The sequence below is a fragment of the Serratia sp. BNK-23 genome, assembly GCF_047456145.1.
GTDB classification, from domain to species: Bacteria; Pseudomonadota; Gammaproteobacteria; order Enterobacterales; family Enterobacteriaceae; genus Serratia; species Serratia nematodiphila.
On record NZ_CP179900.1, the window covers coordinates 1425483 to 1439780 of the forward strand.

The window sequence follows — 14298 nt, forward strand, 5'->3', positions numbered from 1 at the left end:
TGGTTAACGTCATACCGCAGCACGGCGTTTTGATAGCGCTATCACAGATCTGCATGATAGCGCTTTGGTAGCGCTATCTTTGTGATATCCATCACTGTGTGGCCAGGAGGGGTTGATTAAAGTTTTACCGTCGCCGGTGAATTAATCACCGGCCGCAATCATCGACTCTCGGGAGGATAACGTGCTGAAAGAGTGGCTGACCGCCGATCATATACAGCTGTGCGAACGGGTGGAGGACTGGCGCCAGGCGGTAACGCTGAGCGCGCAGCCGCTGCTGCAAGACGGTGTGATTACGCCGAATTACCTGACGGCCATCTTTCATCAGCAGGAGAAGCTCGGCCCTTACTTTGTCCTGGCGCCGGGCATCGCCATGCCACACGCCCGGCCGGAGGAAGGCGCCAGCGCGCTGGGGTTATCGCTGTTGAAGATCCATCAGGGGGTGAACTTTCATTCCGCGGATAACGATCCGGTTCAGGTGGTGGTGATGCTTTCCGCACCCGACGGCAACAGCCACATCGAATTGATTTCGCAACTGGCGGAATTATTTTCCGATAACCAGGCCATGGAGGCGTTATTTCACGCCAAAGATAAACGGCAAATCGAGGATATTATCGCCCGCTATTAACGTTTAATCACCAGGAACATTATTAATGCTAACAACGCCGGGAATATGACCGGCGGCGCTACCCTACACGCTAAATTCAACAGGTGGATATCATGAAAATCATGGCGATTTGCGGTTCAGGTCTCGGCAGCAGCTTTATGGTGGAAATGAACATTAAAAAGGTGCTGAAAAAGATGGGGGTGGAGGCCGAGGTTGAACACTCCGATCTGTCGTCCGCCACTCCCGGCGCGGCCGACGTGTTCGTGATGGCAAAAGACATTGCCGACAGCGCCAGCGTGCCGGCCGAGCAGCTGGTGGTGATCAGCAACATCATCGACATCAATGAGCTGGAAGCCAAGCTGCGCGCTTACTTCGAAGCCCACTCAATCCTCTGAATAAAACGATTGGCGAGGTGGATATGTTTATCCAGGAAACGCTCAAGTTTGTGGTGGATATATTAAAGGTGCCTTCGGTGCTGGTCGGGCTTATTGCGCTGATCGGTTTGCTGGCGCAAAAGAAATCCTTTTCCGACGTGGTGAAAGGCACGGTAAAAACCATTCTCGGCTTTATCGTGTTGGGCGGCGGCGCCACGGTATTGGTCGGGTCGCTCAATCCGTTGGGCGGCATGTTCGAACACGCGTTTAATATTCAGGGCATCATTCCTAACAACGAAGCCATCGTCTCTATCGCGCTGGAGAAATACGGCGCTTCCACCGCCTTGATCATGGCGTTCGGCATGGTGGCGAACATCGTGGTGGCGCGCTTCACCCGGCTGAAATACATCTTCCTCACCGGCCACCACACCTTCTACATGGCCTGCATGATCGGCATCATCCTGACGGTGGCAGGCTTCGAGGGCGTGCAGCTGGTGTTTACCGGCGCGTTGACCCTGGGGCTGGTGATGGCGTTCTTCCCGGCGATTGCCCAGCGCTATATGCGCCGCATCACCGGCAACGACGATATCGCCTTCGGCCACTTCGGCACCCTGGGCTATGTGCTGTCCGGTTGGATCGGCTCGAAAGTGGGGAAAAACTCGCGCTCGACCGAAGAGATGAACCTGCCGAAAAATCTCAGCTTCCTGCGCGACAGTTCCATTTCGATCTCGATGACCATGATCGTCATCTACCTGATCCTGGCGATCTGCGCCGGGCGGGCCTATGTGGAAAGCGAGCTCAGCGGCGGCCAGAACTACCTGGTGTACTCGATTATCCAGGCCATCACCTTCGCCGCCGGGGTGTTCATCATTCTGCAGGGCGTGCGCTTGATTCTGGCGGAGATCGTGCCGGCGTTCACCGGCTTCTCGGAAAAACTGGTGCCTAACGCGCGGCCGGCGTTGGATTGCCCGGTGGTTTATCCCTATGCCCCCAACGCGGTGCTGATCGGCTTCCTGTTCAGCTTCCTTGGCGGGTTGGCCGGGCTGTTCCTGCTGGGGCAACTGAAGATGGTGCTGATCCTGCCCGGCGTGGTGCCGCATTTCTTCACCGGCGCTACCGCCGGGGTGTTCGGCAACGCGACCGGCGGGCGGCGCGGCGCGATGCTGGGCGCCTTTGCCAACGGGCTGCTGATCACCTTCCTGCCGGTGCTGCTGCTGCCGGTGTTGGGGGCGCTTGGTTTTGCCAACACCACTTTCTCCGACGCCGACTTCGGCGCGATCGGCATCCTGCTGGGCAATATGGCGCGCTTTATGTCGAAGGAGATGATCATGTTGGCGATCGTCGCCGTGTTCGCGCTGCTGGTGGCGCATAACTTCCTGGGAAAACGCAAAGGCGCGCCGGCCGCTGACCGCGTCGAGAAATAACGAGGGCAGACTGATGAACGACACAACGAGCGAAACGGAAATTGAAGAGCTGCGTGCCTTGGCGCGCGCGATCCGCCTGGAAACGCTGAAAGCGCTGACCGGGCTGGGCTTCGGCCACTATGGCGGCTGCATGTCGGTGGTGGAGACGCTGGCGGTGCTGTACGGCGGCGTGATGCGCATCGATCCGGCGGATCCGGACTGGCCGGAACGCGATGACTTTGTGCTGTCGAAAGGGCACGCCGGCCCGGCGTTGTACAGCACGCTGGCGATCAAGGGCTACTTCCCGCTGGCGGAGTTGCAAACCCTCAACCAGAACGGCACGCGCCTGCCAAGCCACCCGGACCGGCTGCGCACGCGCGGCGTGGACGCCACCACCGGCTCACTGGGGCAGGGCGTGTCGATCGCCGCCGGCATGGCGTTATCCCATCGGCTGGCGGGGCGGCGCAATCGGGTGTTCAGCATTCTCGGCGACGGGGAGCTGAATGAAGGACAGTGCTGGGAGGCGTTCCAGTTTATCGCCCACCACAACCTGAACAACCTGACGCTGTTCATCGATTACAACAAGCAACAGCTGGACGGCGCGCTGGACGAGGTGATCCAACCGTTCGATCTGGCCGCCAAGTTCCGCGCCTTCGGCTTTGAGGTGCAGACTGTCAAGGGCGACGACATCGCGGCGCTGCTGGCGGCGGTAGCGCCGGCGCGCGGCGGTGAACAGCGGCCGCTGGCGATCGTGCTCGACAGCATCAAGGGACAGGGCGTGACCTATCTGGAAAACCTGTCGAACTCACACCACCTGCGCCTGACGCCGGACGTGCAGCTGGAGATTGAAAAAGCCATCGCCGAACTGGAGGCCGCCCATGTTTAACGTAGTGACGCAGTTGGAAAACGACACCGTCGAAATGCGCAAAGTCTACGCCGGCGCGGTGCGGCGGCAGATTGAGGCGGGCGCGCCGATCATCGCGCTGGAGGCGGATTTGATGAGCTCGATGGCGATGGACGGCGTGCACCAGGATCACCCGCAGCACGTGATCAACTGCGGCATCATGGAGGCCAACGTGATCGGCGTCGCCGCCGGGCTATCGCTCACCGGCCGGGTGCCGTTCGTGCACACTTTCACCGCCTTCGCCAGCCGCCGCTGTTTCGATCAGCTGTTCATGTCGCTGGATTACCAGCGCAACAACGTCAAGGTGATCGCTTCCGACGCCGGGGTGAGCGCCTGCCACAACGGCGGCACCCACATGTCGTTCGAAGACATGGGCATCGTGCGCGGGCTGGCGCATTCGGTGGTGCTGGAGGTGACCGACGCCACCATGTTCGCCGACGTTCTGCGCCAGCTGATGGATCTGCGTGGCTTCTACTGGGTGCGCACCATCCGCAAGCAGGCGACGCGCATCTACCAGGAGGGCTCGCGCTTTACCATCGGCAAGGGCAACCTGCTGCGCGACGGTGACGATATCACGCTGATCGCCAACGGCATCATGGTGGCGGAGGCGCTGAAGGCGGCGGAGATGCTGGCGCGGCAGGGTGTCAGCGCGGCGGTGATCGATATGTTCACCCTCAAGCCTATCGACCGTGAACTGATCAAAACCTACGCGGCCAAGACCGGACGCATCGTCACCTGTGAAAACCACAGCATTCATAACGGGCTGGGATCGGCGGTGGCGGAAGTGCTGGCGGAGGAGTGCCCGACGCCGATGCGGCGCGTGGGGGTGAAGGAGCGTTACGGCCAGGTGGGCACTCAGGCGTTTTTACAGCAGGAGTACGGCCTGACCGCCGAGCATATTCTGGAGGCTGCCGGGCAGTTGCTGGCGCGTTAGGGAACGCAAAAGAAAAGCGCCGGTCAATGACCGGCGCTTTTTTATCGCTCAACCTGAAGAATATCAGGCCTTGGCGGCGGCAGCGTCAGCCTGGGAAGACTGGATCGCCGTCAGCGCAACGGTGTAGACGATATCGTCAACCAGTGCGCCGCGCGACAGGTCGTTCACCGGCTTGCGCATGCCTTGCAGCATCGGCCCAATGGAGACCAGGTCAGCGGAACGCTGTACCGCTTTGTAGGTGGTGTTGCCGGTGTTCAGATCCGGGAAGATGAACACGGTCGCCTGGCCGGCCACCGGTGAGTTCGGCGCCTTGGATTTGGCAACGTCGGCCATGATGGCGGCGTCGTACTGCAGCGGGCCGTCGATGATCAGGTCCGGGCGTTTTTCCTGCGCCAGACGGGTCGCTTCGCGCACTTTCTCGACGTCGCTGCCCGCGCCGGAGTTGCCGGTGGAGTAGGAGATCATCGCTACGCGCGGCTCAATGCCGAAGGCGGCGGCGGAATCCGCAGACTGGATGGCGATTTCAGACAGCTGCTCGGCGGTCGGATCCGGGTTGATCGCGCAGTCGCCGTAGACCAGTACCTGGTCAGGCAGCAGCATGAAGAACACGGAGGACACCAGCGAGCTGCCCGGCGCGGTTTTGATCAGCTGCAACGGCGGACGGATGGTGTTGGCGGTGGTGTGAACCGCGCCGGAGACCAGACCGTCGACTTCGCCTTGTTCCAGCATCAGGGTGCCGAGCACCACGTTGTCTTCCAGCTGCTCGCGCGCGACCACTTCGGTCATGCCCTTGCTCTTGCGCAGCTCAACCAGACGCGGCACGTAGTTTTCACGCACGGCGACCGGATCGACGATTTCGATGCCTTTGCCCAGCTCAACGCCTTGCGCCGCCGCGACGCGCTGGATCTCGTCCGGGTTGCCGAGCAGCACGCATTCCGCGATGCCGCGTTCGGCACAGATGGCCGCCGCTTTCACGGTGCGCGGCTCATCGCCTTCCGGCAGCACGATGCGCTTGCCGGCTTTACGCGCCAGTTCGGTCAGCTCGTAACGGAACGCCGGTGGAGACAGGCGGCGTGAACGCTCGGAGGTGGCGGTCAGCGAATCGATCCACTCGGTGCTGATGTGGCTGGCCACGTAGTTCTGCACTTTCTCGATGCGCTGGTGGTCGTCCGCCGGCACTTCGAGGTTGAAGCTCTGCAGGCTCAGCGAGGTCTGCCAGGTGTTGGTGTCGACCATGAACACCGGCAGGCCGGTCTGGAAGGCGCGTTCGCACAGCTTCTTGATCGGCTCGTCGATGGCGTAGCCGCCGGTCAGCAGGATAGCGCCGATTTCCACGCCGTTCATCGCCGCCAGGCAGGCGGAGACCAGTACGTCAGGACGGTCTGCGGAGGTCACCAGCAGGGAGCCTGGGCGGAAGTGTTCCAGCATGTGCGGAATGCTGCGCGCACAGAAGGTCACGGACTTCACGCGGCGGGTCATGATGTCGCCTTCGTTGACCACGCGGGCCTTCAGGTGGCGAGCCATGTCGATGGCGCGGGTGGCGATCAGATCGAAGCTCCACGGCACGCAGCCCAGAACCGGCAGCGGGCTGTTGGCGAACAGCTGCGCAGGATCGACATGGGCGATGCTGGCCTTGGTGGAGTCGTCGAAGATTTCGGACAGGTCAGGACGGGTGCGGCCCTGATCGTCGACCGGTGCGTTCAGCTTGTTGATGATCACGCCGGTGATGTTTTTGTTCTTGCTGCCGCCGAAGCTGGTGCGCGCCAGTTCGATGCGCTCTTTCAGCTGAGCCGGGGAGTCGTTGCCCAGCGCCAGCACGAAGACGATCTCGGCGTTCAGGGTTTTGGCGATCTCGTAGTTCAGCGCGTTGGCGAACTGGTGTTTGCGGGTCGGCACCAGGCCTTCGATCAGCACCACTTCCGCGTCTTTGGTGTTCTCGTGGTAGCGCGCCACGATCTCTTCCATCAGCACGTCTTGCTGGTTGGAGCTCAGCAGGCCCTCAACGTAATCCATGCGCAGCGGTTCGGCCGCCGGGATGGTGGAGTTGCTGCGGATGATGGTGGTGGTCTGGTCGAGTGCGTTGTCGCCGGTGCGCGGTTGAGCGATAGGTTTGAACACGCTCAGACGAACGCCTTTTTGCTCCATGGAGCGGATGACACCCAGGCTGACGCTGGTCAGGCCGACGCTGGTGCCGGTGGGGATCAACATAATAGTACGTGACACAGAATAGTCCTCTTCACGATTAACATGAGGCTAAAACAACACCGTCAGCCTGGGCTGACGGTGTTTTGAGAGCATTACGCGGTCAGGCGGGATGCGTCCTGCGCGATGACCAACTCTTCGTTGGTCGGGATCACCAACGCCAGGCGGCTGCCGTCTTTGGTGATGGCGCCGGATTTGCCGAAGCGAGCGGCCATGTTGCGGTCGTGGTCGATTTCGAAGCCCAGCAGGCCCAGTTTGTTCAGGGTCAGCTCACGCACCATGCCGGCGTTCTCGCCGATGCCGCCGGTGAAGATCACCGCGTCCAGACGGCCTTCCATCAGCGCGCTGTAGGCGCCGACGTATTTGGCCAGACGGTGGCAGAACACGTCCATGGCGCGTTTGGCGTCGGCTTTGCTGTCGTAGTTGTCTTCAACGTAACGGCAGTCGCTGGTGACTTCGGTCAGGCCCAGCAGGCCGGATTCTTTGGTCAGCATCTTGTTGATCTGATCAACGCTCATGCCCAGAGAATCGTGCAGGTGGAAGATGATAGCCGGATCGATGTCACCGCTGCGGGTGCCCATCACCAGGCCTTCCAGCGGGGTCAGACCCATGGAGGTGTCAACGCACTGGCCGTTGCGCACTGCGGTGACGGAACCGCCGTTGCCCAGGTGGCAAGTGATCACGTTCACTTCTTCCACCGGCTTGTTCAGCATCTTCGCGGCTTCCTGAGTCACGTAGAAGTGGCTGGTGCCGTGTGCGCCGTAGCGGCGAACGCCGTGGTCGCGGTACAGGCTGTACGGCAGGGCGTACAGGTAAGACTCTTCCGGCATGGTCTGGTGGAACGCGGTGTCGAACACGGCAACGTTCTTGTCAGCCAGGTGAGGGAAGGATTTCAGCGCTTCCGCGATGCCGATCAGGTGAGCTGGGTTGTGCAGTGGTGCAAACGGCACGGAATCTTTGATACCCTGCAGAACTTCGTCGTTGATCACGGCGGAGGCGGTGAACTTCTCGCCGCCGTGCACGATGCGGTGGCCGATGGCGGTCAGCTGCGCGGAAAGCTCTGGTTTTTGTGCCAGAATAGTATTAACAATGAAGTTCAGCGCTTCGCTGTGTGCAGCGCCGGCCCCCAGGGCAGCTTCGTGTTTGGCGCCGTCCATTTTCCACTTGATGCGAGCTTCAGGCAGGTGGAAACACTCGGCCAAACCGGAGAGGAATTCGTCGCCGTTAACGGCATCGATGATGGCGAATTTCAGAGAAGAACTGCCGCAGTTAAGAACCAGTACTAGCTTACTCGACATGGAAGTACCTACTTAAATAGTCGTGTTGTTAAAAGAAAATCGAACACACGTGGTGAATTAATCGTCAATCAGACAACAAGCGTAGCGCATAGTGCCGATGACATTTATGATTAACATCATGTGAAGTGCACAAATCACAGGATGATGGAAAAACCGATGATTTCTCTGCGGTTTAAATAATCTTGATTTTTATAGGGCTAAAAGTTGACAAAATTTACGTCATCTTCTACCGGCCACAAGGCCGGCTTAGGATACCGATAGCCCGGTGCAAACACAAAATAAATTTAAAGCTTCAAATTTTTTAGTATGGTCTCTGGCAGCACGCTTTTAGTTTCTTTACGTGACGTTGAGGTACGCAATGACGAGCAAACCGTCCGGTTCCGTAAGCTGGTTTCAGGTCTTCCAGCGCGGGCAGCATTATATGAAAACCTGGCCGTCAGACAAACGTCTGGCACCGGTCTTTCCGGAGAACCGCGTTGCGCGTGCCACCCGTTTCGCTATTCGTTTCATGCCGCCGTTGGCGATTTTCACGCTGACCTGGCAGATCGCGCTCGGCGGCCAGCTCGGCCCGGCGATCGCCACCGCGCTGTTCGCTTGCAGCCTGCCGATGCAGGGCTTGTGGTGGCTGGGGCGCCGCTCTGTTACGCCGCTGCCGCCGACGCTGTTGCAATGGTTCCATGAGGTGCGCAACAAGCTGACGGAAGCCGGGCAGGCGGTAGCGCCGCTCGAAGGCACGCCGACCTATCAGACGTTGGCTGATTTGCTCAAGCGCGCCTTCAAGCAGCTGGACAAAACCTTCCTCGACGATCTGTAAATGAAAAAAGGCCGCGCTGATGCGGCCTTTCTCGTCAAAGCGCCAATAACCCCGGTTTAAATCAAAGAACGGTCGAGTTGTGATTTCCTGCGTTCTTGCGCTGTGCGATGCTCCCGCCATCACACAGAAATGAGGAAATCCTGATGGAAATGACCAACGCCCAGCGGCTGATCCTGTCGAATCAGTACAAGATGATGACCCTGCTCGATCCGGACAACGGCGATCGTTATCGCCGGTTGCAAACCATCGTCGAACGCGGCTTCGGTTTGCAAATGCGCGAGCTGGATCGCGACTTCGGCGAACTGAGCGAAGAGGTGTGCCGCACCATCATCAACGTGATGGAGATGCATCATGCGCTGCAGGTTTCCTGGGGCAACCTGAAAGAGAAGCAGGATCTGGACGAGCGCCGCCTGGCGTTTCTCGGTTTCGATGCCGCGACCGAGGCGCGCTACCTGAGTTACGTGCGTTTCCTGGTTAGCACCGAGGGGCGCTATACTCACTTTGATTCCGGCAGCCACGGTTTTAACGCCCAGACCAAAATGTGGGAAAAATATCAGCGTATGCTGGCGATTTGGCAGGCCTGCCCGCGCCAGTATCATTTGAGCGCCGTTGAGATAGCGCAAATCATCAATGCTTGATTAAGAAGAGGTTTTCTGTGGAGTGTAAGGGTTTTCTGTTCGATCTTGATGGCACCCTGGTGGATTCGCTGCCGGCGGTAGAGCGCGCCTGGACGCACTGGGCCGAGCGCCGCGGCGTCGACCCGCAAACGGTGCTGGACTTCATTCACGGTAAACAGGCCATTACTTCTCTGCGCCACTTTATGCCGGGCGAAAGCGAAGCGGAAATTCAGCGTGAATTCCAATTGCTGGAGCAGGTGGAAGCGCAGGATACCGACGGCGTTCGCGCGCTGCCGGGCGCCATTGCATTGCTGGAGCGCCTGAACGCGCTCGGCATCCCTTGGGCGATCGTCACCTCCGGTTCGGTGCCGGTGGCGGGCGCCCGTCGCCAGGCCGGCGGCTTGCCGCAGCCGGCGGTGTTTATCACCGCCGAGCAGGTTAAACACGGTAAACCGCAGCCCGACGCCTATCTGCTGGGCGCCGAGCGCCTGGGGCTGGCGCCGCACGAGTGCGTGGTGGTCGAAGACGCACCGGCCGGCATTCTCTCCGGCCTGGCGGCGGGTTGCCAGGTGATTGCGGTCAACGCCCCGGCCGATGCGCCGAAGCTGGAGCAGGTCGACCTGCGGCTGGATTCGCTGGCGCAGATCGCCGTCGATAAAACGGCGCAGGGCGCGATCGTTCGCCGGCTGGCCTAAGTGGCATTATCTTCACCCTAATTGATTAGACCCCGCCTCGGCGGGGTTTTTTTATGCTATTTTTTAGGCCTTTGGACATTTGCCGGATGAGGCCGTTTTGAACAGCGAATTACTGTGGGTGCTGAGTTTACTGCTGATTGCCATCGTGCTGTTTACCACCAACAAGCTGCGTATGGACGTGGTGGCGCTGTTGGTGATCATCGCTTTCGTGCTGAGCGGCACGCTCAGCCTGCAGGAGGCGACGGTCGGTTTCAGCGATCCCAACGTGATTTTGATCGCCGCGCTGTTCGTGATCGGCGAAGGGCTGGTGCGCACTGGCGTGGCTTATCAGGTGGGCGACTGGCTGGTCAAAGTCGCCGGCAGCAGCGAAACCAAAATGTTGATGCTGCTGATGGTGACGGTCGCCGGGCTCGGGGCATTTATGAGCTCGACCGGCGTGGTGGCGATCTTTATCCCGGTGGTGCTCAGCGTGACGGCGAGAATGAAGATCGCGCCGGGGCGGCTGATGATGCCGCTCAGTTTCGCCGGGCTTATCAGCGGCATGATGACGCTGGTGGCCACGCCGCCCAACATGGTGGTCAACAGCGAACTGGTGCGCGAAGGCATCCATGGTTTCGGTTTCTTCAGCGTGACGCCTATCGGCCTGGTGGTGCTGGCGCTGGGCGTTGGCTACATGCTGATCGCCCGCCGTTGGCTGGGCAGCAGTGACACGGGCAAAGCCGGCGACGACTGGCAGCGCCGCTCCTTCCGTGACCTGATCCGCGATTACAAGCTGACCGGCCGTGCGCGGCGGCTGGCTGTCCGCAGCGCTTCGCCGCTGATCGGGCGTTCGCTGGACGAGCTGCACCTGCGTGCGCGCTATGGCGCCAACGTGGTGGGCATCGAGCGCTGGAAACGCTTCCGGCGGGTGATGGTCAGCGCCTCCGGCAGCACCGAGCTGCGCGAGGGCGACGTCCTCTTGATCGACATGTCGGACAGCCAGGTCGATCTGCGCGAATTCTGCGGCGAACAGCGGCTGGAGCCGATGGTGCTGCGCGGTGATTACTTCTCGGAACAGTCGCGCAACGTCGGCATGGCGGAGGTCTCGCTGATCCCGGACTCGGCGCTGCTGGGTAAAAGCCTGCGCGAAGCGGCGTTCCGCAGCCGCTACGATCTGAACGTGGTGGGTATCCGCCGCCACGGCGAGACGCTGGGCGGCAAATTGGTGGACGAGCCGCTGGAACTGGGCGACATCTTGCTGGTGATCGGCGACTGGAAGGCGATTCGTCAGCTGCAGGCCAAAACCCACGACTTTATCGTGCTCAATCTGCCGGCCGAGGTGGACGAAGTGGCACCGGCCATCACGCAGGCGCCGCACGCGCTGTTTTGTCTGGCGCTGATGGTGGCGATGATGCTGACCGACGAAATCCCCAACCCAATCGCGGCGCTGATCGCCTGTTTGCTGATGGGCAAGTTCCGCTGTATTGATATGGAGAGCGCCTATAAATCGATCCATTGGCCGAGCATTATTTTGATCGTCGGCATGATGCCGTTCGCGCAGGCGCTGCAAAAGACCGGCGGGGTGGATCTGATCGTCAGCGGGCTGATGGACGTCGCCGGCGGCGCGGGGCCGCGCGTGATGCTGCTGTGCCTGTTCGTCTTGTGCGCCACCATCGGCCTGTTTATTTCCAACACCGCGACGGCGGTGCTGATGGCGCCGATCGCCATCGCCGCCGCGCGCGAAATGGGGGTATCGCCATACCCGTTCGCGATGATTATCGCCGTCGCCGCGTCCGCCGCCTTTATGACGCCGGTCTCTTCACCGGTCAATACGCTGGTGCTGGGGCCGGGCAATTACAAGTTCGGCGATTTCGTGCGGCTCGGCGTGCCGTTCACCCTGTTGGTGATGGCGGTCAGCGTGATTGTGGTGCCGTGGCTCTACGGTTTTTAACGGCGCAGCGAGGCTGCGCCGGCGGGGTTACAGCGAGCTGTCGAGGCTGATTTCGTCCAATGACAGGCTGAAACTGGGAATGAATACCTCCATGAAGTAGTCCATTTCCGGGCTGCGGCGCTGCTCCAGGGTTTTATCCAGCCGCGCCTTGGCCAGGGTGAATTCGTTGTTGCCGGCAGACAGCTCCTCCAGGCATTTCAGGTAGGCGCACAATGCGTCCGCCTGCTTTACCACCTGTTTTTCATCTTCGCTGTAGTAGTGCTCATCGAGAATGGTGCGGAAATCGTTGCGCAGCTCAGCGGGGATCATGTCCAGCAGCTTTTGCTGGGCGATCTTTTCGATCTTCTTGTACTCATGGGCGATCTGCGGATTGTAGTACTTGATCGGCGTCGGCATGTCGCCGGTGATCACTTCGCTGGCGTCGTGGTACATCGCCAGCAGGGCAACGCGATCGGCGTTGAGGTTGCCGTTGAATTTGCGGTTCTTGATCACCGCCAATGCGTGGGCGACAAAGGCCACCTGCAGACTGTGTTCGGAGACGTTCTCGGTACGCACGTTGCGCATCAGTGGCCAGCGGTTGATCAGTTTCAGGCGGGACAGATGGGCGAAGAAATGGCTCTGGCTCATGGTGCTCTCTTTAACGGCAAGTGAGGGCTCCATTGTGAAGCAGTGACGGCGAATTTTGCAACCGGGCAATGAGAGAAGGGCGCAGCAAGGCGCTGCGCCCTAGGCGATTACTGATGGTAGCCTTCAAGGAAGCGGCCCAGCTTGCCGACCGCCATTTCCAGCTCGTCTACGCGCGGCAGGGTGACGATACGCACGTGATCCGGGTAGGGCCAGTTGAATGCGGTCCCCTGCACCAGCAGCACTTTTTCCTGCAGCAGCAGATCCAGCACCAGTTTCTGGTCGTCATGGATATTGAAGCGTTTGGCATCGATGCGCGGGAACATATACAGCGCGCCCTGCGGCTTCACGCATGAGACGCCCGGAATGTCGTTGAGCAGTTCCCAGGTGCGGTTGCGCTGTTCGTACAGACGGCCGCCGGGCTGAATGAATTCGCTGATGCTTTGATAACCGCCCAGCGCGGTCTGAATGGCGTGCTGCATCGGCACGTTGGCGCACAGGCGCATCGAAGCCAGCATCTCCAGCCCTTCGATATAGCCTTTGGCGTGCTTCTTCGGCCCGTTCAGCACCATCCAGCCCTGACGGAAGCCCGCCACGCGGTAGGTTTTCGACAGGCCGTTGAAGGTCACGGTCAACAGATCCGGCGCCAGCGCAGCGATCGAATGATGCTCCGCTTCGTCATACAGGATCTTGTCGTAGATTTCGTCGGCGAAGATGATCAGGTTGTGTTGGCGGGCGATCTCGACGATCTGCTCCAGCAGCGCTTTACTGTACACCGCGCCGGTCGGGTTGTTCGGGTTGATGATCACGATGCCGCGGGTGCGCGGGGTGATCTTGCTGATGATGTCGTCCAGATCCGGGAACCAGCCGGCCTGCTCATCGCACAGGTAATGTACGGCCTTGCCGCCGGACAGCGAGACCGCGGCGGTCCACAGCGGATAGTCCGGCGCCGGCACCAGCATTTCGTCGCCGCTGTTGAGCAGCGCCTGCATGGATTGAACGATCAGCTCGGAGACGCCGTTGCCAATGTAGATATCCTCAACGGTCACGTCACGCATGTTGCGCGCCTGATAGTGCTGCATGATCGCTTTACGCGCCGAGAAGAGGCCCTTGGAGTCGGAGTAACCTTGCGCCGTGGGCAGATTGCGGATCACGTCGACCAGGATTTCGTCCGGGGCGTCGAAACCGAACGGGGCAGGGTTGCCGATGTTCAGTTTCAGGACTTTGTTGCCTTCTTCTTCAAGACGTTTAGCTTCTTTAAGCACCGGGCCGCGAATGTCATAGCAGACGTTGTCCAGTTTGCTGGATTTCTCAATGGGGGACATAAAAAGTTGAGCCTTTTGCTGGGATAGGGGCGCTCCTACCGTGGGACGCCGCAACCCGCCCAATGTACTCCTGGCGTAGTTGCTTTTGAAGGGTTTTGCACGCCTTTGGTGCAAATGCATGTCGTAAAGGGGGATTTTAGTTATGATAAGCAAAGGTAAAGTTATTTTGTGGTTCATAATTTCATGAACTATAATTTTACTAGGGTTTTGTTCTGTTAAATTGCGTGTCGATAAACGAGACGTGCCGGCGATCGCGGCCGGTAGCAGTGAAATGATAAGCCGAAAGTGAGAATGGGCTTCAATAAACTGTAAAGGAACGATAATACCGGAGTTGTCTGATAGCGGGTTGCCGGTTAGCGCACCACACTAAGAAAATGGCATATTTACATTAGCTTTACTTTATATTTCAGCTTAAGCATTGTTTATGTGGTTATAGGATTATTATTTAAAGTAAAAATCTTACTGATTGAATTTATTAAATTCATTGAGTGATAACACGAAGTTGGTGCCGTTAATTATTTATTTTTCTTACTCTGTAATGCAGTCTGAACGCCGGTTGATAAGGATTCTCAGT

The 14298-nt window shown here is 59.4% G+C and carries 13 protein-coding genes; 9 read left to right on the plus strand and 4 right to left on the minus strand.

Features of this window, described 5'->3' with window-relative positions:
• The first annotated feature begins 181 nt into the window (after positions 1 to 181).
• The 5 genes from ACMGF9_RS06750 (at position 182) to ACMGF9_RS06770 (ending at position 4219) form a co-directional block, all read left to right on the plus strand.
• A complete protein-coding gene (locus tag ACMGF9_RS06750) occupies positions 182 to 625 on the plus strand; it encodes a PTS sugar transporter subunit IIA (protein ID WP_021505562.1) in 444 nt (147 codons plus the stop codon).
• A gap of 92 nt (positions 626 to 717) precedes the next feature.
• Positions 718 to 999, plus strand: a complete 282-nt coding sequence (locus ACMGF9_RS06755; protein WP_015378585.1) for a PTS sugar transporter subunit IIB — start codon at positions 718 to 720, stop codon at positions 997 to 999.
• Between the two features lie 23 nt (positions 1000 to 1022).
• Entirely contained in the window at positions 1023 to 2402 is a 1380-nt protein-coding gene (locus tag ACMGF9_RS06760; protein WP_004936074.1) for a PTS ascorbate transporter subunit IIC, read from the plus strand.
• A 13-nt stretch (positions 2403 to 2415) separates the two neighbouring features.
• Entirely contained in the window at positions 2416 to 3267 is an 852-nt protein-coding gene (locus tag ACMGF9_RS06765) for a transketolase (RefSeq protein ID WP_118891834.1), read from the plus strand.
• Positions 3260 to 4219 carry a transketolase family protein gene (locus ACMGF9_RS06770; RefSeq protein WP_033632504.1) on the plus strand — a complete coding sequence of 320 codons (960 nt, stop codon included), beginning with the start codon at positions 3260 to 3262 and terminating at the stop codon, positions 4217 to 4219. Before ACMGF9_RS06765 ends, ACMGF9_RS06770 begins: the two co-directional genes overlap by 8 nt.
• 63 nt (positions 4220 to 4282) lie before the next feature.
• Here the strand turns inward: ACMGF9_RS06770 and pta are convergent, their stop codons facing one another.
• Positions 4283 to 6442: a phosphate acetyltransferase gene (gene pta / locus ACMGF9_RS06775; protein ID WP_004936066.1), complete on the minus strand. Its 2160-nt coding sequence runs from the start codon at positions 6440 to 6442 to the stop codon at positions 4283 to 4285.
• 74 nt (positions 6443 to 6516) lie between these two features.
• On the minus strand, positions 6517 to 7719 hold the full coding sequence (ackA, locus tag ACMGF9_RS06780) for an acetate kinase (RefSeq protein ID WP_004936063.1): 1203 nt from the start codon (positions 7717 to 7719) through the stop codon (positions 6517 to 6519).
• Between the two features lie 358 nt (positions 7720 to 8077).
• Between ackA and yfbV the strand changes: the two genes are divergently transcribed.
• The 4 genes from yfbV (at position 8078) to ACMGF9_RS06800 (ending at position 11775) form a co-directional block, all read left to right on the plus strand.
• Positions 8078 to 8533, plus strand: a complete 456-nt coding sequence (gene yfbV, locus ACMGF9_RS06785) for a terminus macrodomain insulation protein YfbV (protein WP_004936061.1) — start codon at positions 8078 to 8080, stop codon at positions 8531 to 8533.
• Positions 8534 to 8676: 143 nt separating this feature from the next.
• The gene (locus ACMGF9_RS06790) at positions 8677 to 9171 is read left to right on the plus strand and encodes a YfbU family protein (protein ID WP_004936059.1); all 495 of its coding nucleotides are present in this window, start codon (positions 8677 to 8679) and stop codon (positions 9169 to 9171) included.
• A gap of 17 nt (positions 9172 to 9188) precedes the next feature.
• Positions 9189 to 9845: a sugar phosphatase gene (locus ACMGF9_RS06795; protein WP_015378584.1), complete on the plus strand. Its 657-nt coding sequence runs from the start codon at positions 9189 to 9191 to the stop codon at positions 9843 to 9845.
• Between the two features lie 79 nt (positions 9846 to 9924).
• Positions 9925 to 11775, plus strand: a complete 1851-nt coding sequence (locus tag ACMGF9_RS06800; protein ID WP_076740584.1) for an SLC13 family permease — start codon at positions 9925 to 9927, stop codon at positions 11773 to 11775.
• Between the two features lie 27 nt (positions 11776 to 11802).
• Here ACMGF9_RS06800 and yfbR read toward each other — a convergent pair whose 3' ends face one another.
• On the minus strand, positions 11803 to 12402 hold the full coding sequence (yfbR, locus tag ACMGF9_RS06805; protein ID WP_015378582.1) for a 5'-deoxynucleotidase: 600 nt from the start codon (positions 12400 to 12402) through the stop codon (positions 11803 to 11805).
• Between the two features lie 107 nt (positions 12403 to 12509).
• Positions 12510 to 13724, minus strand: coding sequence for a pyridoxal phosphate-dependent aminotransferase (locus tag ACMGF9_RS06810; protein ID WP_004936047.1), 1215 nt, complete (start codon positions 13722 to 13724; stop codon positions 12510 to 12512).
• Between the last annotated feature and the right edge of the window lie 574 nt (positions 13725 to 14298).

Excerpts from the sequence above, each read along its gene's own strand:
- ACMGF9_RS06755 (WP_015378585.1), top strand. The coding sequence starts at position 718 with ATGAAAATCATGGCGATTTGCGGTTCAGGTCTCGGCAGCAGCTTTATG.
- ACMGF9_RS06760 (WP_004936074.1), top strand. The coding sequence starts at position 1,023 with ATGTTTATCCAGGAAACGCTCAAGTTTGTGGTGGATATATTAAAGGTG.
- ACMGF9_RS06765 (WP_118891834.1), top strand. The coding sequence starts at position 2,416 with ATGAACGACACAACGAGCGAAACGGAAATTGAAGAGCTGCGTGCCTTG.
- ACMGF9_RS06770 (WP_033632504.1), top strand. The coding sequence starts at position 3,260 with ATGTTTAACGTAGTGACGCAGTTGGAAAACGACACCGTCGAAATGCGC.
- ackA (WP_004936063.1), bottom strand. The coding sequence starts at position 7,719 with ATGTCGAGTAAGCTAGTACTGGTTCTTAACTGCGGCAGTTCTTCTCTG.
- yfbV (WP_004936061.1), top strand. The coding sequence starts at position 8,078 with ATGACGAGCAAACCGTCCGGTTCCGTAAGCTGGTTTCAGGTCTTCCAG.
- ACMGF9_RS06790 (WP_004936059.1), top strand. The coding sequence starts at position 8,677 with ATGGAAATGACCAACGCCCAGCGGCTGATCCTGTCGAATCAGTACAAG.
- yfbR (WP_015378582.1), bottom strand. The coding sequence starts at position 12,402 with ATGAGCCAGAGCCATTTCTTCGCCCATCTGTCCCGCCTGAAACTGATC.
- ACMGF9_RS06810 (WP_004936047.1), bottom strand. The coding sequence starts at position 13,724 with ATGTCCCCCATTGAGAAATCCAGCAAACTGGACAACGTCTGCTATGAC.